The sequence below is a fragment of the Microcoleus sp. OTE_8_concoct_300 genome (assembly GCF_031383065.1).
GTDB lineage: Bacteria > Cyanobacteriota > Cyanobacteriia > Cyanobacteriales > Microcoleaceae > Microcoleus.
In genome coordinates this window covers 1-22,951 of sequence record NZ_JANMZH010000403.1, presented here as the reverse complement: position 1 = coordinate 22,951, position 22,951 = coordinate 1, and the positions used below count along the sequence as shown (strand labels likewise).

The 22,951-nt window shown below is 45.2% G+C and carries 14 protein-coding genes and 2 pseudogenes; 7 read left to right on the top strand and 9 right to left on the bottom strand.

The annotated features are described in order from the left end of the window. Positions 1-234: 234 nt before the first annotated feature. Positions 235-414: a hypothetical protein gene (locus ACUVJL_RS18455; RefSeq protein ID WP_445247191.1), complete on the top strand. Its 180-nt coding sequence runs from the start codon at positions 235-237 to the stop codon at positions 412-414. 71 nt (positions 415-485) lie between these two features. Here ACUVJL_RS18455 and ACUVJL_RS18450 read toward each other — a convergent pair whose 3' ends face one another. Continuing rightward, positions 486-1,607 carry an alkene reductase gene (locus tag ACUVJL_RS18450; RefSeq protein WP_445247190.1) on the bottom strand — a complete coding sequence of 374 codons (1,122 nt, stop codon included), beginning with the start codon at positions 1,605-1,607 and terminating at the stop codon, positions 486-488. A 138-nt stretch (positions 1,608-1,745) separates the two neighbouring features. Further along, the gene (locus ACUVJL_RS18445) at positions 1,746-3,491 is read right to left on the bottom strand and encodes an RluA family pseudouridine synthase (protein WP_445247189.1); all 1,746 of its coding nucleotides are present in this window, start codon (positions 3,489-3,491) and stop codon (positions 1,746-1,748) included. Between the two features lie 247 nt (positions 3,492-3,738). Here ACUVJL_RS18445 and ACUVJL_RS18440 point away from each other — a divergent pair, with 247 nt between their 5' ends. The 3 genes from ACUVJL_RS18440 (at position 3,739) to ACUVJL_RS18430 (ending at position 7,670) form a co-directional block, all read left to right on the top strand. Beyond that, a complete protein-coding gene (locus ACUVJL_RS18440) occupies positions 3,739-5,421 on the top strand; it encodes a tetratricopeptide repeat protein (protein ID WP_445247188.1) in 1,683 nt (560 codons plus the stop codon). A gap of 762 nt (positions 5,422-6,183) precedes the next feature. After that, on the top strand, positions 6,184-6,501 hold the full coding sequence (locus tag ACUVJL_RS18435; protein WP_445247187.1) for an RNA recognition motif domain-containing protein: 318 nt from the start codon (positions 6,184-6,186) through the stop codon (positions 6,499-6,501). 557 nt (positions 6,502-7,058) lie between these two features. Further along, the gene (locus ACUVJL_RS18430; protein ID WP_445247186.1) at positions 7,059-7,670 is read left to right on the top strand and encodes a hypothetical protein; all 612 of its coding nucleotides are present in this window, start codon (positions 7,059-7,061) and stop codon (positions 7,668-7,670) included. A 361-nt stretch (positions 7,671-8,031) separates the two neighbouring features. Here the strand turns inward: ACUVJL_RS18430 and ACUVJL_RS18425 are convergent. From ACUVJL_RS18425 to egtC, 4 genes and pseudogenes are all read right to left on the bottom strand, one after another. Continuing rightward, positions 8,032-9,226 (bottom strand): annotated as a pseudogene (locus ACUVJL_RS18425) (RNA-guided endonuclease InsQ/TnpB family protein). Positions 9,227-9,396: 170 nt separating this feature from the next. Next, positions 9,397-10,452 carry an L-histidine N(alpha)-methyltransferase gene (egtD, locus tag ACUVJL_RS18420; RefSeq protein WP_445247185.1) on the bottom strand — a complete coding sequence of 352 codons (1,056 nt, stop codon included), beginning with the start codon at positions 10,450-10,452 and terminating at the stop codon, positions 9,397-9,399. Positions 10,453-10,860: 408 nt separating this feature from the next. After that, complete coding sequence (gene egtB / locus ACUVJL_RS18415) at positions 10,861-12,204, bottom strand: ergothioneine biosynthesis protein EgtB (RefSeq protein ID WP_445247184.1); 1,344 nt, start codon at positions 12,202-12,204, stop codon at positions 10,861-10,863. Then, a complete protein-coding gene (gene egtC, locus ACUVJL_RS18410; protein ID WP_445247183.1) occupies positions 12,176-12,964 on the bottom strand; it encodes an ergothioneine biosynthesis protein EgtC in 789 nt (262 codons plus the stop codon). The genes egtB and egtC overlap by 29 nt, the downstream gene beginning before the upstream one ends. A 165-nt stretch (positions 12,965-13,129) precedes the next feature. On the opposite strand from egtC, the gene ACUVJL_RS18405 reads away from it, so the two are divergent. Next, positions 13,130-13,348: a hypothetical protein gene (locus ACUVJL_RS18405; protein WP_445247182.1), complete on the top strand. Its 219-nt coding sequence runs from the start codon at positions 13,130-13,132 to the stop codon at positions 13,346-13,348. Between the two features lie 611 nt (positions 13,349-13,959). Here ACUVJL_RS18405 and ACUVJL_RS18400 read toward each other — a convergent pair. Then, on the bottom strand, positions 13,960-14,049 hold the full coding sequence (locus ACUVJL_RS18400) for a hypothetical protein (protein WP_445247193.1): 90 nt from the start codon (positions 14,047-14,049) through the stop codon (positions 13,960-13,962). A 548-nt stretch (positions 14,050-14,597) separates the two neighbouring features. Here ACUVJL_RS18400 and ACUVJL_RS18395 point away from each other — a divergent pair. After that, positions 14,598-15,664: pseudogene (locus ACUVJL_RS18395) on the top strand (ISKra4 family transposase). A gap of 354 nt (positions 15,665-16,018) precedes the next feature. Continuing rightward, a complete protein-coding gene (locus tag ACUVJL_RS18390; protein WP_445247181.1) occupies positions 16,019-17,641 on the top strand; it encodes a HAMP domain-containing methyl-accepting chemotaxis protein in 1,623 nt (540 codons plus the stop codon). Between the two features lie 626 nt (positions 17,642-18,267). Here ACUVJL_RS18390 and ACUVJL_RS18385 read toward each other — a convergent pair. Beyond that, entirely contained in the window at positions 18,268-21,111 is a 2,844-nt protein-coding gene (locus ACUVJL_RS18385) for a Calx-beta domain-containing protein (RefSeq protein ID WP_445247180.1), read from the bottom strand. Between the two features lie 1,426 nt (positions 21,112-22,537). Further along, entirely contained in the window at positions 22,538-22,771 is a 234-nt protein-coding gene (locus ACUVJL_RS18380) for a transposase (protein WP_445247192.1), read from the bottom strand. Positions 22,772-22,951: the final 180 nt, after the last annotated feature.

Sequence of the window (22,951 nt, the reverse complement as noted above, 5' to 3'; positions counted from 1 at the left end):
CCGTCCAAAAAGGACGGGCGGGACGCCCATCCCACAATAACAATTAAAATTGTAAGTTATTTAATTCGCGATCCTTAGTCAGTGGTAAGCGAGCAATTACCAAACAATGGAGATTTTTTGTTTATAAAAATCAAATCATTACTGGTTCTCTGTATTTAGTTGGAGAAGAAAGAGTTGATGAAACAATCAGGGGAGGATATTTAGAAAACTATCTTAGCGAAGTTCTCTGTCCAAGTGAGTTGGTATCCAGAATCTATCTACACGATCGATATCTGTGAGTCAGAGGGAGAGCTTTATGTCTTGGAACTTGGTTCTTTTAGTTGTGCTGGAGAATATGCTTGTGATTTGAGTGCGATCGTCGAATTTGGTGCAAAAGCAGCTTGGGAAGATTACGAAGCAGTCAATCAATTTTAGATTAGCCAGATTCCAGACATCTTAAAGAAGTCTGGGATCTAACAGCAGGTGTCATCCATGTAATCTGATGCTCAGGAAATAGCTTGTGATTCCTGATAGGTAGGGAAATCGATATAACCTTCAGGCCCAAAAGAATACCAGACAGCCACTTCAGCAGGCGGATTGAGTGGCCAACCATTAGTAAAACGCTCTACCAAATCCGGATTGCTGATAAAATCCCGACCAAAAGCAATTAAATCCGCAACTTGGCTGCTCAGGGCCGTTTCAGCCTGTTCTTGAGTATATCCGCCGTTGCCGACGAGCACACCTGCAAACACATCGCGAAACTCACCTATCATCATCGGCTTTCCCAATTCCTGAAGAAAGCCATAACCCACATTGTCCATCAACTGAAGGTAAGCTAAACCATAGGCATTTAACTGCCCCGCGATATACAGAAAATCTTCGCGATAACTGGGAGAACCCATATCATTGAAAACACTATCGGGAGAAAGTTTAACTCCCACTCGGTTTGCCGGAAATACTGTGATAATCGCCTCTACAACTTCCTTAAGAAAACGGTAGCGATTTTCAACGGAGCCGCCATAGGAATCAGTTCGGTGATTGGTTCTTGTTTGCAGGAATGTGTCAATAAGAAAGCCGCCAGCCGCGTGAATTTCTACACCGTCAAAACCTGCCATTTTTGCCCGTTCAGCCGCCTTGCGATAATCTTCTACAACCAGCGAGATTTCATCGGTTTCTAGAGCGCGGGGAGTTTCGTAGGGTTGTTTGCCTAGAGGGGTATGAATGCCTTCTCCGTTTATTTTGATGGCAGAGGGTGCAACTGGCAATTGATTGTTTTCCTGAAAACTGCTGTGGGAAGCCCGCCCGCAGTGCCAAAGCTGCATGAAAATCGGCGTTTCGCGGGCATGAACCGCAGTCACAACTTGTTTCCAAGCTTCGCCTTGCTCGTCTGAATAAATACCAGGCGTATTGAGCCAACCATTAGCTTGAGTAGAAATCACTGTGGCTTCTGTAATGATTAAACCAGCGGATACCCGCTGAGTGTAATACTCTGCCATCAAGGCGTTGGCCATCCGTGCTTCACCGGCTCTGGATCTCGTCAGGGGTGCCATTACTACTCGGTTTTTTAAGGGTAAATCTCCGAGTTTGAATGGACTGAGTAGAAGTGGAGAAGTTGTTTTGGTATTCATGGTTTTGGTATTTTGTCAACTGAAAAATGAGGGGAGTTCAGAGTTCGATCGCGAATGACGATAACTTGAATCTCCCGCCATGCTAACGGCATCACATATTGACGATCAATTATCGCTCGTTGGGCGATCGCCCTGAGCTTAAAAAGGCGTCGCCGCCTGTAAGTGCAACCTTTTTCCCAACCGAGGATGCTCAAAGGAAAGTTCCCGCGCGTGCAAGTGTAGGCGGTTCGCAGCAGCCCGACATCCGTAAAGCCGATCGCCCAAAATCGGTATCCCCAACCCTCGAACATCCGCTGCATGAACCCTCAATTGATGCGTGCGTCCCGTGAGTGGCCAAAATTCGATGCGAGTATGATGTCCCTCCCTCGCCATTACCTGAAAGCGAGTAACGCTGGGTTTTCCGCACTCCCAATTGACTTGCTGGTAAGGGCGATTTTCTGGATCGCCCCAAAGTGGGAGATCGATCGTCCCTGTGTCAACATTTACAGTACCCGAAAGCACCGCTTCATAAACTTTGTGAACCTGCTTTTTTTCAAATTGCTGCCTGAGTTGAGTGCTGGTTTCTTTGTCGCGCGCCAATAGCAAAATGCCTGATGTTTCCCAATCTAAACGATGCACCGCCGTCAAATCCCAACTATCCGGTAACAAGTTACGCAAACGACTTAAAACACTATCTTGATTTTCCAGATAACGACCGGGAACTGACAGCAACCCCGAGGGTTTATTGACCGCAATCAACCATTTGTCTTCATAAATAATCGGTAGCATTTGCGTAACGGGCCAGATGCCCGTTCCACAAGAAAAATTATTGCTTGTGGGGAGTAGGGGTTGGGCTTCTAGCCCGCCCGTAAAACCCTCATCCATATTAGAAAAAATCGGATTTTGACTTAATCCTGACAGCAAAAAACCCATCAACGGCTGACACCGATCGCCACAAGCGCCATAAAATTCTCCCTGAATCTTATCCCCCGAGGGCGGCCCCCACCAAAACTCAGCCATTGCCAGGGGTTTCAGATTGTGTACTGCCGCGCAGTGGAGCAATTTTGGGGCGCAGCAGTCGCCGGTGCCAGTGGGAATAGAATTAGTCGGCATCAATGAGGAGATCGAGCTCGATTTCCCCAAAAAATTTACCAGAGTGTAAGCCGCGTGCATTTGCACCTGAAGTTCGCGGGAAAGTTCTTTTCGCCGCTGTTTCAGCGCCCGCATCTGCCCATCTGCCGCTTCAATTAATTGTTTTAGCGGCTGCAATGTTTCATCCCGCTGTCGTTTCAATTGCCTGCGTTCAATTCCCTCCAAACGGCTTTGTTGATTCAGTTGTTCGAGGGCAATTTCTAGTGTCTCTGCTGCGAGAGTTTGACACAGTAACTGACGTTTTTCGTCTCGCTGCTGCTTGCAATTGCGGTGGCGATCGCTCAAAACTTGTAATTGCAATTCAAACTCGCCAAATAAAGCTTCATACTGTTGTCGCTGCGGGAGTTGCTTCAGTGCAATAAGTTCCTGTTTCATCGCCTCCAATTGAGTTAACGTGCGGGCTTCCTCGAAAGCAACTCGATCTCGTCCCGGAATCGGCGGCACCCAGCCTTCAACAATGCTGCAACCATTCAGCAGCCCGGAAAATGCTTTGAGTATCCCCTGTTCCCCCGAAGGCATCTCCACCAGCAATATGCCATACATCTTGCCCTCGCGATCGTAGGAATCGTCAGCCGCAAGGTACTGCATCAAACCCCGGGCGAGATCCTCGGACATTTGAGTGCGCGGCAGTCTCAGCAGCTCGCCGCTTTCAGGACAACGGCCTTGGTACCAATAATTGGGGCGTGAGTCGATCGACCCCGAATCACGATCGGTAAAGCAGTCCGCGAAATCTAAAAGCCTTTGAACTAGCATCTTAAATTTGGTTTGAAATCTGGATCGCTCTATATTTGTTTGTGTCCTGACCGTATTTTACAGCGGTAGACGCTCCGTGGGAACCGTGCATAATTTTATACCTACTACAATTAGGTAAAAATCATTGGTCGCAGCAAACCTGATATGCTAAGTTGGTTTTATTCACAGCAGGGATTTAAGAAAAGCATAAGTTAATATATAAGACTGCAAGCTTGTTATCCCACTAAATTTTTTATGTGCAAGGCGTATGCCAGACCTCTCGACTTCGGCTACAGAAAACTCCTCAAACCCCCAACCAGCTCTGCTGCCGCCGATTTTTAGAATTTTTGCAGCATTTCCAGATTACGATCGGGGCAATAGATTGTACGCATCGGGAAGGTACGAAGCGGCAATCCTTTGCTACGGAAAAGCGGTTCAAATTAAGCCGGACTGGGCCAGGGCGTGGCTGAATCTGGGCAAAGCTTACAAGCAACTGCACTCCTACGCAGAAACGTTGGCCTGCTGCGATCGAGCGATTGCAATTAATCCCGAAGAATATTGGGCTTGGATGCTGCGCGGGAGTGCACTGTTAAGTTTGCAGAATCACTCAGAAGCGATCGCAGCTTTAGACAAAGCAATTCAAATCAATCCAGAAAAGCACGAAGCTTGGTATCAGCGGGGCAGAGTATTAGAGGAATTGCAGCAGTGGGATACAGCAGCAAGCTGTTACAAAAGAGCGACCCAAATTCATCCGAATTTGCCCGCGATGTGGTGCCGGCAAGGCAACGCGTTGCTACAAGCGGAGCGCTACCCTGATGCTGTGGCCGCTTACGAGCGCGCGCTGAAACTTGTATCGACTAATGGGGAAGCTTGGCTGAACCGAGGTTTGGCTTTGATGAAGGCCGAACGCTACGCTGAAGCTGTAACTTCTTACGATCGCGCCATTCAACTGAAACCGCAAAATAGTCTAGCTTGGTTCAATCGGGGTATTGCTTCAGCAAAATTGCACAAATATGCAGAAGCCGTGACAGCTTACGATCGCGTACTGCAAATGCAGCCCAACGACTGCGAAGCTTGGTTCTATAAAGGAATGGCCCTCCAATACCAGTGGCCCGATGCAGCAATTGCTTGTTTCGATCAGGCAATTAAAATTAATCCTTTTTATGCCGAAGCATGGATCGGGCGCGGTCAAACACTGTCAGAATCGAGAGATTTTGAAGGGGCGATCGCTGCTTTTGACAAAGCCATTCAAATTAATCCAAATTTCCCCGAAGCTTGGCTGGGTAGAGGCATCGCCCTGGCAGGATTGGAACGCTACAAAGAGGCTATTATCGCTTACAGCAATGCCCTACAAATTGAAGGTAATTTTCTAGAAGCTTGGAATTTGCGAGGCGAAGCTCTGGAAAAATTGCAGCAATACGAAGAAGCGATCGCCTGTTTTGATAAAGTAATCTCTCTGAGTTCGGAAGCAGAAATTACATCAAAAGTAGGTTTGCAGCAAGGCGCGGCGCTGGAAAAATTGCAGCGTTACGAAGACGCCGTCGCAGCTTACAACCGCGTAATTAAAATCGTGCCAGACAATTTTGAAGCGTGGTTGAAGCGCGGCAACGCTCTCTCAAATTTGCAGCAGTACGAACAAGCTCTAGCATCATACGATCGAGCAATTACTATCTGGCCCGACAGCTATCAAGGCTGGGTGCAGCGAGGTCTAATCCTCGATAAAATGCAGCGCTATTCCGAAGCACTCGTCGCTTGTGACCAAGTGATTCAACTCAAGCCCGACAACTGGTTCGCTTGGGCGCAGCGGGGCGACGTTTTGCAAAAATTGCAGCGGACTCAAGATGCCATTACCTCTTACGGAGTCGCCCTGGAAATCAAACCAGATTACTACGAAGCTCTAGTCAATCGAGAAGAATTGAGACTCAAGGGCGTGATGTCAGGAAAGTGGTAATGGGAGCATCCCAAAGATAGCTTTCTTTCGTAGTGTTCGCTGTCAGATCGCGAAGCCAGATATATCTTGCTCCCCAGCAAGAGGCTCGCTGTGAGATATAAGCTGTGCAGTGCTCGAGGAGGGCCAACACTCCTAAAACATTCCCTCTTTTCTCCTCCTCTGCGTTCTCTGCGCCCTCTGCGGTGCATAAAAAAATCTAATTCACAAATTAAATAGTATTGCTATATCCCGATGAAATTCGCTCAACGAAGGTAATAATATCGTGTCCGGTAAAATAACCCTGAGCAGGTTGGTAGTGAGGTTTTTTGATAGGAAATAATATGAATAGTCGGCAAACATTAACTAATCAGAAGATGAATCTGCGACTCAAAACATTGATATCTCGTGGAACACCCAGGCATCCTGCCTGTTCCAGAAAAATGCCTGATGTCAGTTATAACTGATCTCAGGCACTGTTCTCAATAAGACCCAATCAACCCGGTAACAGCGACAAAAAATCTCTGCTCTGGGCTTGATCCAGCAGCAAGAAACCAAGCGGATGACGCCAAGAGTGTCAGATGTCAGTTATCACGAATACTTTCTGTTGCCGATTGCCCGCTCGGCACTCAACATTGAAAATTCTGATAGCCAATTGCTGATTCTGCTGGCTTCATGTTATAGTGGTTTTCCAAGAATTAAATTCGGTTGCGTAGTTTGTTCGTGTTTATTTACAAGCGTCTCTCCGAATCTAAATCTCTGCACCCTAATGATTCTGGAGATTTTATGTCGATTTACGTGGGTAATCTTTCATATGAGGTAACATCAGAGGACCTCACCGAAGTATTTGCCGAGTACGGTACTGTAAGCCGCGTCCAAGTGCCAATGGATCGGGAAACAGGGAGGATGCGGGGTTTTGCTTTTGTGGAAATGGCAAGCGAGGCAGAAGAAGCAGCAGCCATCGCAGCTCTAGACGGTGCTGAATGGATGGGCCGCGACTTGAAAGTCAACAAAGCCAAACCTCGCGAAAACAACAACAACAAACGCTCCTCGGGCGGTGGCGGTGGCTGGGGCGACAACGATCGCTCTTCACGACGCTACTAAGCTTTGAGACGGAAAATTTGAGTTTTGGTAGTTGAGGGCAGGTGCGAATGCTGCTTTTTTTCCAGTTGTTCGATCGACCCGCCAAATAAAACTCGCAAACCTCTAATACCAATTTAATATGAAGTTGCACATATCTCGATCCCCCTCGCATCCCCCGTATTAAGGGGGACGAAAGATCGGGATCTTGTCCCCCCTTAATACGGGGGGCGCCAGGGTGATCGGATTCTACGGGGCCTCATAAAAAATTGGTATAAGTCAGTTTTGCCCCCTCCTTCGAGGGGGCTTTGTTTTTGGCAAAAAAATCCCGCGAGGTACGTCTGCGGTGCACTTCTTAGTCTAGTTCGTGATTCGGTATCCTCTTAACTTCTTTTTTTAAGAGGCTGTCGGGATTTCTGGGTTCGACTCCTGTAAACTATCAAACTAGAATTAAGCACAAAGAAAAGTTAGAATAACGGCAAAACTGAATATTGCCCAGAACAACCAAACTATCTTTACCGAAGATTAGTTGAGAAAACCAGCCGAATATCAGCCAGTATCTTGATTTTGCCTGAATAAAGATGTCCAAGGTCTACAGCACGGCGGAACTCATTAAAATCCTCGAAGAAGAGCGCCAAGCCTGCTTGCATGGGCGGCGCCTCAACTTGACTGAAACTCCTGCTACAGGCAACCCCGTGATTGACCGCTTTCTCAAATCTGAGGGCGTTCAGAAGTTCACTGCCTATCAAAATTTTAAGGCTGCCGTGCACGAATACCAGCGGGAACATCAAGTTTCTGGGATTGTCTGGCGGGAAATTGCGGTTAAAGGCAATACTCTACGCTATCCGGCAGTGGATGACGAATTAATAGCTCTACCGGTTGATTTGATAACGCTGAAGGCAGCTAAGATTTCTATGTTGGAATTCTGGCAGCAGGTAACTGCGGGGATGGATTTGTATTTAAGCATTAACAGCGGGAAGGATTTTCGATCGATCGAGCCGGTTGATGTAGAGGCCATAGCACAGCGCACAGAATGGGCTAATCTCTCGAACTGGGAAAAGTTGGATTTTCTGGAAATTTTGTTGCAGTTGGGCTGGGGGAAGCCGGAGGAAGCCTATTACAAGCGGGGATGGCCCACCTCGGGCAGCGAGTACATTCACGCCGTAAAACCCGGACAGCGGCCGATTTGTTAATAAATAATTGGTTTGTAGTAAGGACGGTAGTCAGGATTTGACTTGTTAAACGTTAAACCCACAATCCGGCAGGGAATGAATTCCCTGCCTCAAAGCTAAAGTCCTCGCTATCAGGACGCTCGATAGGACTTACGCATTAACAACCTAGCTATAGCAATCCTAAATCATTTGTGAATTTCTTGCTCCCTCCCCGCGGGTTCGGGGAGGGTTGGGGTGGGGTAAAAAATTTACGACTCATTTAGAATTGCTATATATCATTCTGAGTCCTGAGCATTGCGAAGGAACTGAAGAATCTCAAAGCCTTGCAACACCATCTAGAGTGCTTGACACTCCCCGGCTTAAAAGCACGGGGATTCTTGGTTCAATCAGTCGATTTATTCGTTGATGCTGCCACCAACGAACAGAGATCGGTCTGTCCCCAAGCGTTAATTTCGGTGTGCCCCACCGTATTTAAACTGATACCTGCTTGCTTCAAACCTTTCACCAAAATATTACGAGCGGCGTTGTGATCGCGATCTAATATCGTACCGCAACCGCAAATATGAGTTCTGGTTGATAGCGCTTTTTTGACAGTATTGCCACAGTTTGAGCAGTCTTGCGAAGTGTATTGAGGGGCGACAGCAATTACTGTTTTACCGTATATTCTCCGAAAGTATTGCAGCCACTGAGCAAACTGTGACCACGCTGCGTCGCTAATTGATTTGGCGAGCTTGTGGTTCTTAACCATATTCTTCACCTGAATATCGACCTAGGACACAAAATCGTTAGATTTTACCGCGCCGGGCGTCGTCTTTATGGCGAAGTCTTTTCGCTGCCTGCTGACATAAAGGTGTTTTCTTCCTAACTTGTTAATCGCTTTTTTACGATTACTAGAACCTTTCTTCTTCCCTTGAAACCTGCTTCTGCAATCTCTTCAAAGCTTTTCCACTTTTACGAAGGTAGCGAGGATTGGCTACTGTCTCGCCATCGCTATCGGTATAGAAATGGTTCAAACCTACGTCTATTCCAATAGCTTTACCAGTAGAAGCAGATTTCTCGGTTCGTTCCACGTTAATGCAAAATTGGGTGTAGTAGCCGTCAGCACGCCGAATAACCCTAACCCTTTTGATCTCATCAGGTGCATAGAAATGCAAGTCCCGACTGCCGACTAATTTAAACTTCCCGGCAGCAAATCCGTCCTTAAATGTTAGGCATCTTTTGTCGGCGGAAAGCAACCACCCCGAAGTTTTGTACTCTACGGAGCGCGTGTGCTTTTTAAACTGCGGATATCCTTTTTTCCCTGGTTTTTTAGCCTTGCAATTGGCGAAAAAACGTTGGATAGCAAAAATGGCGCGTTCAGCGGAAGCTTGACGCGCCATTGAGTTAAGTTTGCCCGCCCATTCAAACTCTTTTGCCATGATGGCGCATTGTTTGTATAAGTCAACTAACTTAACTCCTTGATTGTCGATCCAGTATCTAAGAGTTTTGTTTCGGACAAATTGAGCTGTCCTAATCATTTCGTCGATGATTCGGTATTGCTGCGCTTTGCCTTTCAACTTAAACTCTAATACAATCATGCAAATATTTTATCATTTTTGCTCAGAAAGGTACTCTCAAAATGTGTTTGTTTAATCATTCTTTACACTTTTTTGCGGAAATTAAAGCCGTCCTAGAAGGACGGCGCTTTAGACCCAAAACTTTTGGTAAGTCCTCATAGCAAGGACTTTAGCTAAAAGCCCCGTGGAATTCATTTCCGGGCGGACTTAACATCTGACATCTGACAAAGCATCAAGCCAAACCACTGATTTGGATCTGTCCAAACTTGCACCGGCATTAAACCACGCTGCGAAAGTTCTTCCTTTACAGTATTGAGATTAAACTTGCGCGATATTTCGCTGCGGATAGTTTCTCCCGCTGCAAATTCAACCGTTAAATTCAGAGCGCGCAACTGAACTTTTTGCGCTTTTTTACTTCTCAAGTGCATTTCAATTTGACATTCCTCTTGATTGTAAAAAGCCCAATGCTCAAACTGCGCTAAATCAAAATTCCCCTCATACCTCCGATTTAAATGCCGCAGCATATTCAAGTTAAATGCCGCCGTCACTCCTTGACTGTCATCGTAGGCAGGCTCTAAAATATCCTTAGATTTGTCTAAGTCAATTCCCAGCAAAAAATACTCTCCCGGCTGCAATGCACCGACAATTTGCGAGAAGAATACATCGCATTCTTGAGCGTTGAGATTGCCGAGGGTACTGCCTAGAAAGCAAATCATTCGGGTTGGCAACGGCGATGGTGCAATTTTAGCTAAAGCTAATTCGTAAGTGCTGACAAGTCCGTGAATCTGGAGCGACGGATAATCTGTCAACAGTTGACAAGCGCTGCTTTCTAGGATAGTAGGACTGATGTCGATCGGCAAATAGTGCAGGGGATATTCCCGTTGACTGTAAGCATCGAGGAGAATCCGAGTTTTGGTGGAACTGCCACTGCCGAGTTCCACAATTTCGCAGGGACCCGTTAAATTTGCGATCGCCCCCGCGCACCCCTGCAAAATCGCCGTCTCAGTGCGTGTCAGGTAGTATTCCGGCAACTGGCAAATCAACTCGAACAGGTTTGAGCCGCGATCGTCGTAGAAATACTTTGGAGGCAGGGATTTGGGGTTTTGAGTCAACCCGCTAACTGCATCACTGCCAGCATTGATTTCTGCGGGTGTCGGTGCTGCAGCGCTCACGAGTCGCTCTAAGTGCAGCCGGTTTTCTTTGGTTGAGGCTGAGTTTGCCGTTTCGGACAGTCTTGGGGATTTCATAAAGTAATTTTTAGATGCACATAGGGGTATAGTACGCAGTCGCGTTGCCAAATATCGCACTCAAGTGAGATTTTTCATGCCGCTCTCGGTTCTATATTCTCTCACCGGATGGCGATCGCATCCACAATTAAAAGTTAAATAAAACTTAAAACTTATTAACTAAAATTATAAAAAACTTCACAAAAGTATTTTATAATTAATATTTTTACCTGATAAAAGCTTTGGCATTTCGCAAACAAATTTGTCCCTAATTCCCCATCAATCCTTTTATATGGTATCCGTAAAAGAACCGTTATAAGTTAGTAGGGAGGACTTTAGTCCGAGCGAGTGTATTGAGGACTTTAGTCTTCATTAGGAACCAAGGAGCGCACGGAGCCGTGCACTCGATAATTATAATGAAATAGCGAACTACTTAGCGCAGCGAAAACCAGCAATAATTTGCCGCACGCCCGGATAGTACCAATTCCGAAAACTCGATCGCAGTGCCTGGGGAAAAGTCGCCCAACTCCCGCCTTTCAAAACCCGGTGTTCTCCATCAAAATAAACTTGAGAATATCCCCTGTAAGGATAACTTTCAAATCCCGGATAGGCGTCAAAAGTTGAAGCAGTCCATTCCCACACATTGCCCAACATATCGCAGCAACCGGACGCACTTGCTCCTTTAGGAAAGGCATCAACTGGCGAGGTATTTGCAATATTATTGCCGTGATTGCACAAACTCCCGTTTGGCTGTTCTTCTCCCCAAGGATAGATGCGATATGTTTCATTTTTGGCATCCCAACTCGCAGCTTTTTCCCATTCGGCTTCCGATGGCAAACGCTTGCCAGTGAAGTTGCAGTAAGCTTCGGCTTCGTACCAACTCACGCCGCAGACTGGATGCTTGTTGAAAGCTGGATTTTCTGACCAGTAAAGCGGTCGATCGACTTTAGCAGATTCCAGCCATTTCCAGCCGTCCGCTGACCACCAATCAGGGTTTTGATAGCCGCCGGATTCAATGAAATCTCGGTATTGACCGCAAGTGACGGGATAGCGATCGATCGAGTATGCTTCTAAATAACATAGGTGGCGCGATCGCTCGTTATCCAAAGCCTCAGCAGCATCGCTTCCCATGTAAAATTCCCCGCCCGGAATTTCAATCGCGGGGGAATCAGTAATTGGGAATTGGGAATTGGGAATTGGGCATTGGGAATTGGGAATTGGGCATTGGGAATTGGGCATTGGGAATTTCTGCTGCTTTATTCCTCTCTGTTGGAGAGAATTAATCCGTGTATCCGTGTCCAAATCCGTGTCGTGCCTTCCTTCCTTATTCCTTTGCATTTGCAACACGAAAGCAACAGTTTCGCAGTGCTGGCTTTCGTGCTGAATAATAAACCGCCAGAGACGTTCTTGCTCGTCGATCGGCGCTACTTCCAAATAATCTAACACCTTTTTTCTCACCGCGTTCAGATATAATTCAACCTCAGGTAACGTCGGCAGAAAAACCCGTTGTTTTTTCGGCAAAATATCAGCAGCAAACAGTTGGTGATACTCAGGAAAAACTGGCTTCAACCCAGCACACCGCTGCAACAGCCACAAATCCTCAGTATAAGCAATGTGACCTAAATGCCAGCCAACTGGACTGAAATCAGGATGAGCTTGGCGGCAGAAAGTATCATAATCGATGCCTGTAAATAGCTTGAAAGTGCCGCAGCGACACTGCTGCAAATCTCGATAAATTGCCTCTCTACAAGATTGGATAGAATTGGATATCACGGTCTACTCCGGTACTGATAATGCTCTGGACTGGACACTCGTGCCAATTGCCAGCAAATAAAGGTTCAGAAGCAATGATGACAGAATCCGGGAAATTTAAATCGTCTCGCAGCCAATAGAGGGAAGGAGGGGCTTTTTGGGAAGCAAAGCGAGAGGCAACGAGCTGGTGTCCGTCGCTGATAATTATATTAGCTGAAAATTCTACTTGGTGAAAGTTTGCTAGTTCTGCCAAAGTTTTCAGCGACTTTTGCAAAGCAGCTTCTAGAGTCAGATTGGCAGCTGTCAATTCATTGAGAAACAAGCCGAAGATATGCTCTGAATCTGTAGTACCGTTAATTGATTGATAAAGCGTATCGCTGAGCCGATCGCGAATTGGTCTGTAAAGAGTTTGCCGAAAATTATCCACGAAGCCGTTGTGTACGAACAGCAGGCGATCGTTCTGAAACGGCTGACAGTTGCTCAAATCTACAGCTTGTCCGGAAGTTGCACTGCGAACATATCCGATCGCGCATCCGGATTCAACGTATCGACTGATACTCGGAAGGTTAACGTCGCTCCAAATTGGCTGTACATTTTTATAAGTAAACGGATCAGTATCTAGGTGCGGGTGATACCAACCAATACCAAAACCGTCAGCATTGAGTAGGCCAGAAGTCATGAAGCGGGGATCGTAACTCTGCACAATTAGGGAATGTTCCGGCTTGTACAGAATAGCATCAAGTAAAATCGGCTCCCCGAGGTAGCCAAGCAAACGGCACATAAAATTTTTGCAGCAATTTAATTAGCATTGTAGACCATTAGTCGGCTTGTTAGCCGATCGCCCATCTTCAGCGCTGAGAACAGAGTCTTTTGTAGGTTGCTGCCAGCATCGCAGTACAAACGCTACAGTTAAGGTAGAACCCCAGCAGCACAAGGAGACTATTGAATGTTCCTCGACGAACTCATGCCAATGGCCAAAGAATTGATCCAACAGCCCATCGCCTTCACTGGCGGATTTTTTTCTGGCCTGCTTCGACTCAACCTTCACGAAGAGCCCGTTAAAAGCTGGATCGACTCACAAGCCGGTTCAACTTCATACACTACTCCCCCAGCCGAACCCACCAACGGTAAAAGCACGGGGCCTCAGTCAATCTCGATCGACTAAGGAAAAGCATTGACAACCTCCCACCGCTAATTCGGGGCACCGAATATAGCGGGGGATGCCAAAGATCGCTCTTTGGGCTTCCTCTTTCTACGAGTTGACTTGCTTGAAGGAGTTTCCTCATCCAAGTATTGGTCAGCCTCAGGCCTAGGCGCTAATTCCGATGTAACCCACCGTACTTAATGCTTTTTCTAAAATGTTTCGTGCAGCGTTCCAATCTCTGTCCTGAGTGTGTCCCAAATGTTAGCAAGTATGTGTTCTGGTGCTTAAAGACATTTTGACGACCTCCCCACAATTCGAGTAATTTTGTGAAGTTTAGTGGGGTGGTACAGGAACTGTTACCAAGCCCAATTCTTTCCCAAAATACTCAACCCAACTACGGAACTGAGTCCAGGCTGCCTCAGAAATGGATTTAGAAAGATGTCGGTTTTTCACCATATTTCGCACCTTCAAGTCCTCCTAAGCCACTATGTCATTGGAGATCACTACGCACCTTGCCGTTTTGACAGCAAATTCTTAACGAAACGGCGACTTACCTTGAGGTGTTTTCGAGCCAGTTTGTTTCTAAACTTAGCTCTATTTTTGGAACCTTTTTTGGTTTTAGACATACGACGTTAAAGTCGCCTCAAAGACTTTTCAGATTTACGAAGATGACGCGAATTGGCTACTGTTTTCCCGTCGGAATCGGTGTAGAAGTGATTCAATCCCAGATCAATACCGACCTTATCGGCAGTTGGTTCACGTTTCTCCAACCGTTCTTGGTCAAGATGAAATTAAGAGCGTAGTATCCGTCTTCACGACGGACAACGCGGACAGGATTAATCTGCTTCAATTGATAGAAATGCAAATCGCAGGTTCCCCACCTTTTAAAAGTTCCGGCTTTAAAATCCTCAGAAAAAGCGATATATCGCCACTCTTGGGAAAGCTTCCATCCACTGATTTTGTACTCAACAGAACCATGTGTTTGTTGTTTTCTGAACCGAGGATACCCCTCTTTCCCGGGTTGTGCTTATTGCAGTTATCCTAAAAGCGAGAAATGGCAGACCATGCTCTTTCAGCCCTAGCTTGACCTGCCAGATAATTGAAGTTTTTAGCCAACTCAAATTGACTTGCCAGTACAGCCCAATATGCACTTAACTCATATTTACTAATGTCCTTGTTGTCGGGTGCATCTCAATGAATGCGAATGTGTCAAAAAAGAGTTAAAATGAAAAAGCTAGTAAAATCGTCAAATAAAGATGAGGTAAATAAAATGACACCCTCAGACCAACAACAGTTAAAAGCCCACTTAAAAGCGGTAGCAAAAATTCTTTCCAGAAATACAGATCCAACCGAGTTAAAAAGTTTTGAAAGTATAGAAAAATCAGTCCGTCAGAAAATGTTATCAGAAGTTGGTCCAGAAATAGGTAACTTTTTTTTCAGCAGTATCAGGAATTAAAACAGGAAAAACCCGAAAAATAAAATCAATAATCGGCTCGCTCGACATTACAGATAATCAGGCAAAATATTTTGGCTTAAAAGCTTACAGTCAATTTAGTCCACTGATGGAAAGTTGCTGTCTTTTAATCACTGCTAACGAATCTTATCAAATGGCAGAAAAAGATTTAGAAAAATTTACGGGTATCAAAATTTCTCATAGTACATTACAAAGATTAGTCAATCGACAATAATTTGAATTGCCTACATCTCAACAAGGAGTCAAAGAAATTACATTGGATGGCGGTAAAGTCAGACTACGCAACGAACAAAAGGGCGATAGCTGTTACTGGAAAGACTATAAAGCCGTGTGTTTAGATAATGTTTATTCGGGAGCATTTTTTCAAAATAATCAAGATTTAATTGATTGGACTAATAGCCAAAAATTACTACACCCTATGTATTGTTTAGGAGATGGTCATGCCGGGATTTGGAACATATTTAAAGAAATTGGAGATAATGAACAAAGACAAGAAATCTTAGATTGGTATCATCTCAAAGAAAATCTCTACAAGGTAGGGGGTTCAATAAAACGAGTGAAATCAGCAGAAAATATGTTAGGGCAAGGCAAAGTGGATGAAGTTATAAATTTATTTAAAGACTTTAAAGGTCAAGCATTTAAAACGTTTTGCAATTATTTAGAGACCCATCGCTGCCGAATAGTAAATTATCAATACTACAAAGAAGACTCCATAAGTTCGATTGGTTCGGGAACAGTTGAATCAACAATAAAACGCATTGGATTAAGGGTGAAAATATCGGGAGCGCAATGGAATATTGAAAACGTTTCCTCTATCCTTGCTCTTCGCTGTGCTGCATCTCAACGGTCAACTTTCAATTTGATGTATGTGCCAAAGTGAGATGCACCCCTTGTTGTCCATCCAGTATCTCAGACAACTGTTCCCAACAAAACGAGAAGTGCGAATAGCTTCATTCAGCTTTTCGTACTGCTCTTTCGTTCCTTCGAGTGTTGCTTCCAATACCAACATCTTTACACTCAACTCATTGACTTAAGTATAACTTATGGGCTAGTTGGGTGTCTACAGAAATTGTCAAAAAGGATCTGCGCCCCGCCCTCTTTCTACCGCGATTGAAAATTGGTTGGAGTGAGTCTCCTTTTTGACGCTGCGGGTTTAGGTAAAATTAAAATCGGTACCTCATCTACCTGACTAAGGCTATACTATACAATATGTGTTCATGACTCCAGCGAGGATCACTGTAGTAGAAGGAAGGAAAAATATTATGTTGAGAAACCTGAATTTACAAACCAGACTGATCGGCGCATTTCTGATGATGGGACTTTTAGTATTTTTAGTAGCCTGGGTAGGATGGAGTTCAACATCTAATCTCAGTCAACACATAGAGACTATCGGTAAAGATAACTTACCGAGTATTGAAGCATTATTGAAAATTAACGAGGGACAAACCCAAATTGAGTCATCAGAGAGAGCGTTAATTAATCCGGGACTCACTCAAGCAGAAAGGCAAGATGCCTTAAACAGAATGGATAAGGCTTGGCAGCAGATTCAAGATGGGTTTAAAGCATACGAAGCCACTACACTTACCTCAGAGGAAGACGCACTATATCAACAAATGCTTAAGTATTGGGAGGATTGGAAGCAGGCAGATCAAGAATTCCTGCGAATTAATCAAGAATTTGAAAAACTGGGAATATTGAATCCTTTGGGTTTGCAGATAGAACTAATTAATCAGGGTAAAAGTAATTCGCCAGAAATGGCAACAGCAAACACAGCTAGTAACCTCTTAAATAAACTTAGTCAGCAAGCTAAGGTAATTCGCGTTAAATTTATGATATCTGAAAAATCAACCTTAGCAGTTGCTGATTATAACAAAAAACAAGCAGACACCGCTTATCAAACCGCACAAAATGATATTAGTAAGACTCAAGTATCTGTATTATTGGGGATGACAGTTGGACCGATAACAGCGATTATTTTAGGAATAGCTTTAAGTATAGTGATCGCCAAACCTTTAGATAAGGCCCTGAAAGGTATTATTAATATGATTGTCAGTTCTTCCACGGAGATCGCGGCTACAATTGAGCAACAGGAACGGATTGCTGTACAACAAGCTGCTTCTGTTAATCAAACAACTACCACAATGGATGAATTGGGCGCATCATCGAGGCAATCAGCTATACAAGCCGAATCAGCCCTTGAGAATGCCAGTCATGTCTTAAACATGGCAGCAGAAGGCAGTAAAGTAGTGCAGAAAACCCAGCAGGGAATGTTGACTTTGACGGAAAAAGTCGGAGCGATCGCCGAGCAAGTTTTACATTTGAGCCAGCAAACCAATCAGATTGCTAATATTACCAATTTAGTCAGCGATTTGGCTAATCAAACTAATATGCTGGCAATTAACGCCACAGTGGAAGCAGTACGCGCCGGAGAACAAGGAAAGGGGTTTGGGGTGGTAGCGAGGGAAATTCGCAGACTGGCAGATCAAAGCAAGACATCGGCGGCTGAGATTAATGATTTGATAAACGATATTCAGAATGCCATTAATAAGACAGTGATGGTAACAGATGAGGGCAATACAACTTTAGATAATAGCTTGAAATTGACTGAAGGTACGGCCCAGACTTTTAACCATGTTGCTAATGCTATTAACAGTGTTGTTGTCAGCAGTCAGCAAATTTATCTGAATACCAAACAGCAGGCCCTCGCTATTGAACAAGTGGTAGATGCGATGAATGCTCTGAATAAAGGAGCAGCGGAATCAGCCAGCGGTATTACCCAAAGTCGAATTGGCACTCAAAAACTTAACCAAGCGGCTTTAAATCTCAGATATGTAGTTTAAGGGAGAAAAGTAATATCCTAAACTGGGGATTAAGGAGATGGGGAGAAAATTTTCCAAATTCCCCATTTCTCCTTCCCATTTCCCATTTTGCCAAAGGATTGAAGGTGACATCTCCCTGTCTCAGAAAGGGCTGCGGAGATGTCAAGTAGGTTTCCTCAAAGGGCTGTCTAGATGTGTATAGCAATTCTCAAGTGAGTGGCGAATCAGCGATGTTTCGTTAAGTATGGGACATTCTCATAGGCTGGGTTGAACACAGCTATCGGCGAACCTTGAGATTGGGTTGAGTCGATCGCGAGTATTATCTCCTGCACCTCTGATTTAGAACCGTGAATACCCGTTTCCCGTACATGGAAACGGGTATTCTTAGGGAGTTACCCCTGACGGGGGCATTGGTGACAACTTAATACTTATCGCCGGAGTTAGGAGTCAGGATTCGGATACTTGACGATTTCTCGATCGCCCAAATCTGAGTTTTCTACCCCTAATTCGAGTCAATTGTGAGTATAATTGCGGATTGACAAATGCTGTCCTAACTTAAGTTGTCAGAAATAGTTAAAACCTACTAACGCAAGTTGCTACTTATCAGACCAAAGTAGGAAATAGGTTGAAGCCGTCCAAACTAGCACCTACCCCAGCAATGACTTATTCGGGCCAGTGCCGGCGAATAAGTCATTGTAATTAATCATGAGGTTAGGGGTACCTATTCTGCTAGTGATTCCCACCGGATTTAAAAAGTTGGTGATGAAAGTGCTCAGCATATCCACTGTTCCCTGCACCGAACCACCAAACAAGCTGGAATCCTGTAGCGGGATACCACCCCAGGTGAGGGCATCACTAATATTAGCGTTGGTGATATCGTTGTTCTCAATATCGGTATTGCCACCCTGCAAGGGAATCCCATCTTGCCCGACATTGCTGACTTTGTTGCTGTCGATCGCACTAGCCAAACGAAAGTCAGTAATTGAATCACCGACAATGCTCGCTGCACTTAAAGTAGCGCTCTGAGGAGCCAAATCATCGTCCTCTATGATCAAAGTGGCAGTATTTGGCATTCCAATCGAGGCACTACCTGTAGGGTTAACCAAAGTTAAGTTGACAGTTTCGTCAGGCTCCACCACGGTGTCCTTGCCGATCGGAATGAGGACGGTTTTGGGTGCAGAATCCCCAGCGGCAAAATTCACCACAAGGGGAGTACCGTCGTAGTCCACGGCAGCGGTAGCGGTACCATTTGTCAAGTTCACCGTGGCACTGACGGCCCCAGTCGGAGTGCCCGTGCGAGTGACTGTCACGGATGCCACACCCAGATCTTCGATGACGCTAAAGGTAGGGGCACTAAATTGCAGGGTGCTGTCATCGTCCAGTATGGTCAAAGTGGCCGTACTTTGGCTTCCAATCGTGGCATTACCTGTAGGGCTACCCAAAGTTAAGTTGACAGTTTCGTTACCCTCCACATCGGTGTCGTTGACGATCGGAATAAGGACTGTTTTGGCTGCCGAATCCCCAGCGGCAAAATTCACCACAATCGGAGCATTGTTGTAGTCACCAGGGGCTGTAGCGGTACCATTACTGGGAGTCACCGTGGCACTGACGGCGCCCGTCGTACTGCCCGTGCGAGTGACTGTCACTGCTGCCACAGCCGTCCCATCTTCGTTGACGATAAAGGTAGGGCCACTAAATTGCAGGCTGCTGTCATTGTCCACTATGTTCAAAGTGGCCGTATTTTGGCTTCCAATCGAGGCATTGCCTGTAGGGCTACCCAAAGTTAAGTTGACAGTTTCGTCACCCTCCACCAAGGTGTCGTTGACGATCGGAATAATGACTGTTTTGGCTGCCGAATCCCCACTGGCAAAATTCACCACAATCGGAGCATTGTTGTAGTCACCAGGGGCTGTAGCGGTACCATTACTGAGGTTCACCGTGGCACTGACGGCGCCCGTCGTACTGCCAGTACGCGTAACCGTTACTGCTGCAATCGCCGTCCCATCTTCGTTGACGATAAAGGTAGGGCCACTAAATTGCAGCGTGCTGCTGGGAAAGTCATTGTCCACTATGTTCAAAGTGGCGGTGCTTTGCGTTCCAATCGTGGCATTACCTGTAGGGCTACCCAAACTTAAGTTGATAGTTTCGTTACCCTCCACCAAGGTGTCGTTGACGATCGGAATAAGGACGGTTTTGGGTGCCGAATCCCCACTGGCAAAATTCACCACAATCGGAGCATTGTTGTAGTCACCAGGGGCTGTAGCGGTACCATTACTGGGGGTCACCGTGGCACTGACGGCGCCCGTCGTACTGCCCGTGCGAGTGACTGTCACTGCTGCAATCGCCGTCCCATCTTCGTTGACGCTAAAGGTAGGGGCACTAAATTGCAGCGTGCCGGGAAAGTCATTGTCCACTATGTTCAAAGTGGCGGTGCTTTGCGTTCCTAAGGTGACACGGCTGGTGCCGGTGGGGTTGGTCAAGCTTAAGTTAACGGTTTCGTTACCCTCGACCAAGGTGTCATCGACAATGGGAATGGTGATAGTCTTAGCTGCGGTGTCCCCATTGGCAAAATTGACGCTGATGGGAGCATTGTTGTAGTCAGCGGGGGATGTAGCAGTTCCATTAGTGAGGTTCACGGTAGCTGAGGCGGTACCGATACTGCTGCCAATGCGAGTGACAGTCACAGCTGCAATCGGCGTTCCATTTTCGTTGACGCTGAAGGTTGGGGCACTAAACTGAAGGCTAATCGGATCTTCAGTCCCTTGATATTCAATGTTCCGAACTACGTAGTCGGAACTATCGTCTTTGAACGGGGCGGCGAGGTAGGCACTGGTGGGGCTATCGTAGGGTTTGGTGGAGAACCGCAGTTCGTTAAAAGTAATGCCGCTCACAGGGTTTGCTTGTATCTGGAATTTGAAACTGCCATCGGTGCGATCGCCAATGAAAGTCACTCCACCTGAAGACAGAGTTATGGGTTTTGGAGCGGGAGGAGCGTTGAGGCGAGTGAAAGTAAAATTGCTAGGCGATACCGGAACCCCATTATTAAAGATTTGTAGGAAACCAACTTCATTACCTTCATCGCCCCCTGGAACTGTGTTCGGAATCAACCCACTTAGATCGATCGTTGTGCTAGTGATATTTTGGTTATCTGCCCATTTCACCTTCACCGCCTGAGATTCATTGGTGTTGGGGTTATAGTTGATTTCCGCCCGATTTTTATTGGGGTTAGTGAACCAACCATCATAAGAGGATGGGGCACCAATACCAGCGCTAGTGCCATAGGTCAACCAGCTTTTAGGGTTGTCGTTCGTTGCGAAGGTGAGGTTGCTGATGACAGTAGGGTTAAGGTAATCAGTTTCCCCGCCGTCAAAAGCTATCCCAAACAGCTTGATGCCTTGATTCTGGGCAGCAGTCGGCCATTTTGTTATTAGGTCAGGGATGGTGCTGTAATTATTTGCTTGACCCAAAGAACCAGTGAAGAAAGTAGCCATAGCTTCTCTTTTGATGATGAGTAATTAAGGATTAGAAGTGACTGAAAACCAGAGGTTGGGCTTCCTTTATAGTTATCTGTCACTGCAATAAAAAAAAATTGTCATAAGGTACGTGTAGGTAAATCACGTAAAAATGCTTGCCCACTAAGCAGATAAAGGCTTTATTGCCCCCTGATTAAATGTTGAGTGAATTACTTGCACCTACTTAATAGTAGCGCTTATTTTTTACTTTCCTCATCATTGACACTCCTGGGGCTGAAGGCATGAGGGTTTTTAAGACATTTCGCTCTTAATATCCCTATTGCTAGGGTTCCCTTGCCTCACCACGAAAGCTTTTTGAGCGTGGTGATAGATATCTTTTGGGCGTTTAAGTGCGTCGCACTCCCGTAACGCGAGAGTCCCGGCGTACCATTTTCAAGGGTCTATTTCTAATCGTTTTTGGGATTGACTTTAATTACGATTTTTTTAGGCTGCGCAGCCTGATACTCAATCTTTAAAATCCAATTTTATTCTAGAATTGATTTACTCCCAAGTCAAGACATACGTTAAATTATTTAATTATAGAAAAAGCATTCCTTTTAGGACGGGGTTTTCAACCCAATTTTATGATAACTTTTATCCTCAAAAAATTCCGATAATTTTTTCAGCCCTATAAAAGGCGAGTTTTCCACATCTGTAGTTGACGGGGTGACAAGCAGGTTGAAAGCAAAGCTGCGTCAAGGTTTTGAGTTGAGTGACCAAGCGAAAGTATCTTCGCTGGCGTGACTCAATAAAAGAGAGTGGCGATCGTAGAGAATCAAGTCCAAGGGGATATCGGACGATCTAATGAGTCAATCAGCCTGTCAATAATCCGCTATCTTTTTTGAGGTTCAGGGGCTTCAGTGCTTTTACAATCAAGGTTCCAGAGGCGTTATTACCCCGTGAACATCTGTAGAGGAGATGGGAGTTTAGACGAAGCACAAATTGACTCAGCTAACGCGATCGGGGAAAAAATGTTTAATTTAGAGAGACCTGCAGAGGTTAACGCGACTTAAACAAAAAACAGGAGCTAAATTAGTTATATAGCGATCCTAAATCATTTGTGAATTTCTTACTCCCGGACCACGAGTTCGGGGAGGGCTGGGGTGGGGTAAAAAATTTACGACTCCTGCAAGGATTGCTATATGCTTGCATAGGAAACATATATAGCCTTTCTCATAAAGATGAGGTACAATAACAGCAGTGAGTAAATCAATTCCAAATATTTTTTGATGTAACTTCATTAAATGCAAACTCTATAGTTTTTGCTAACTCTTGATAATTAGTCATCTTGATAGAACGGAGAATATTTTTAAGTTTTGACAATTAATTTACAATTGGGGATAATTCCGGCGAATAGGGGACAAGTATATTAATTTTGCACTTTTTTTTTGATGGCTTTTTCTACTTATTCTCCGGTATGAATAGTATAATTATCCATCACTACACAAACCGCTATCCATAATTTTGGTACGAGTTTTCGGATGATAAAAGCCTCAAATGTAATTGCATCAGTTGTACCTATTAAATGGACTGATGTTAGGGCTTCATTTACCGATATAGCTCCAATTAGTGAGACATTTCTTCCGCGTTGATTCGGTTTTGAACCCTGGGCTCTTGAACCTTTTAGCCTCCCTTGCATATAACCTAACGATTGCCAAGTTAACTCCAGATTCATCAATTAATATTAAGTCTTTGAAACAAACTTCTCGGATTTTTTGCCAGAACTCATATCGCAGGTTCAGAACTCTGTTAGTACCTTTAGGAGCGCGAATTAAATAACTTACAATTTTAATTGTTATTGTGGGATGGGCGTCCCGCC

Coding starts and splice junctions, on each gene's coding strand:
- ACUVJL_RS18390 (WP_445247181.1), top strand. CDS start 16,019: ATGACTCCAGCGAGGATCACTGTAGTAGAAGGAAGGAAAAATATTATG.
- ACUVJL_RS18380 (WP_445247192.1), bottom strand. CDS start 22,771: ATGCAAGGGAGGCTAAAAGGTTCAAGAGCCCAGGGTTCAAAACCGAAT.
- ACUVJL_RS18440 (WP_445247188.1), top strand. CDS start 3,739: ATGCCAGACCTCTCGACTTCGGCTACAGAAAACTCCTCAAACCCCCAA.
- ACUVJL_RS18430 (WP_445247186.1), top strand. CDS start 7,059: ATGTCCAAGGTCTACAGCACGGCGGAACTCATTAAAATCCTCGAAGAA.
- egtC (WP_445247183.1), bottom strand. CDS start 12,964: ATGTGCCGTTTGCTTGGCTACCTCGGGGAGCCGATTTTACTTGATGCT.
- ACUVJL_RS18450 (WP_445247190.1), bottom strand. CDS start 1,607: ATGAATACCAAAACAACTTCTCCACTTCTACTCAGTCCATTCAAACTC.
- ACUVJL_RS18405 (WP_445247182.1), top strand. CDS start 13,130: ATGTTCCTCGACGAACTCATGCCAATGGCCAAAGAATTGATCCAACAG.
- egtD (WP_445247185.1), bottom strand. CDS start 10,452: ATGAAATCCCCAAGACTGTCCGAAACGGCAAACTCAGCCTCAACCAAA.
- ACUVJL_RS18385 (WP_445247180.1), bottom strand. CDS start 21,111: ATGGCTACTTTCTTCACTGGTTCTTTGGGTCAAGCAAATAATTACAGC.
- ACUVJL_RS18445 (WP_445247189.1), bottom strand. CDS start 3,491: ATGCTAGTTCAAAGGCTTTTAGATTTCGCGGACTGCTTTACCGATCGT.
- ACUVJL_RS18435 (WP_445247187.1), top strand. CDS start 6,184: ATGTCGATTTACGTGGGTAATCTTTCATATGAGGTAACATCAGAGGAC.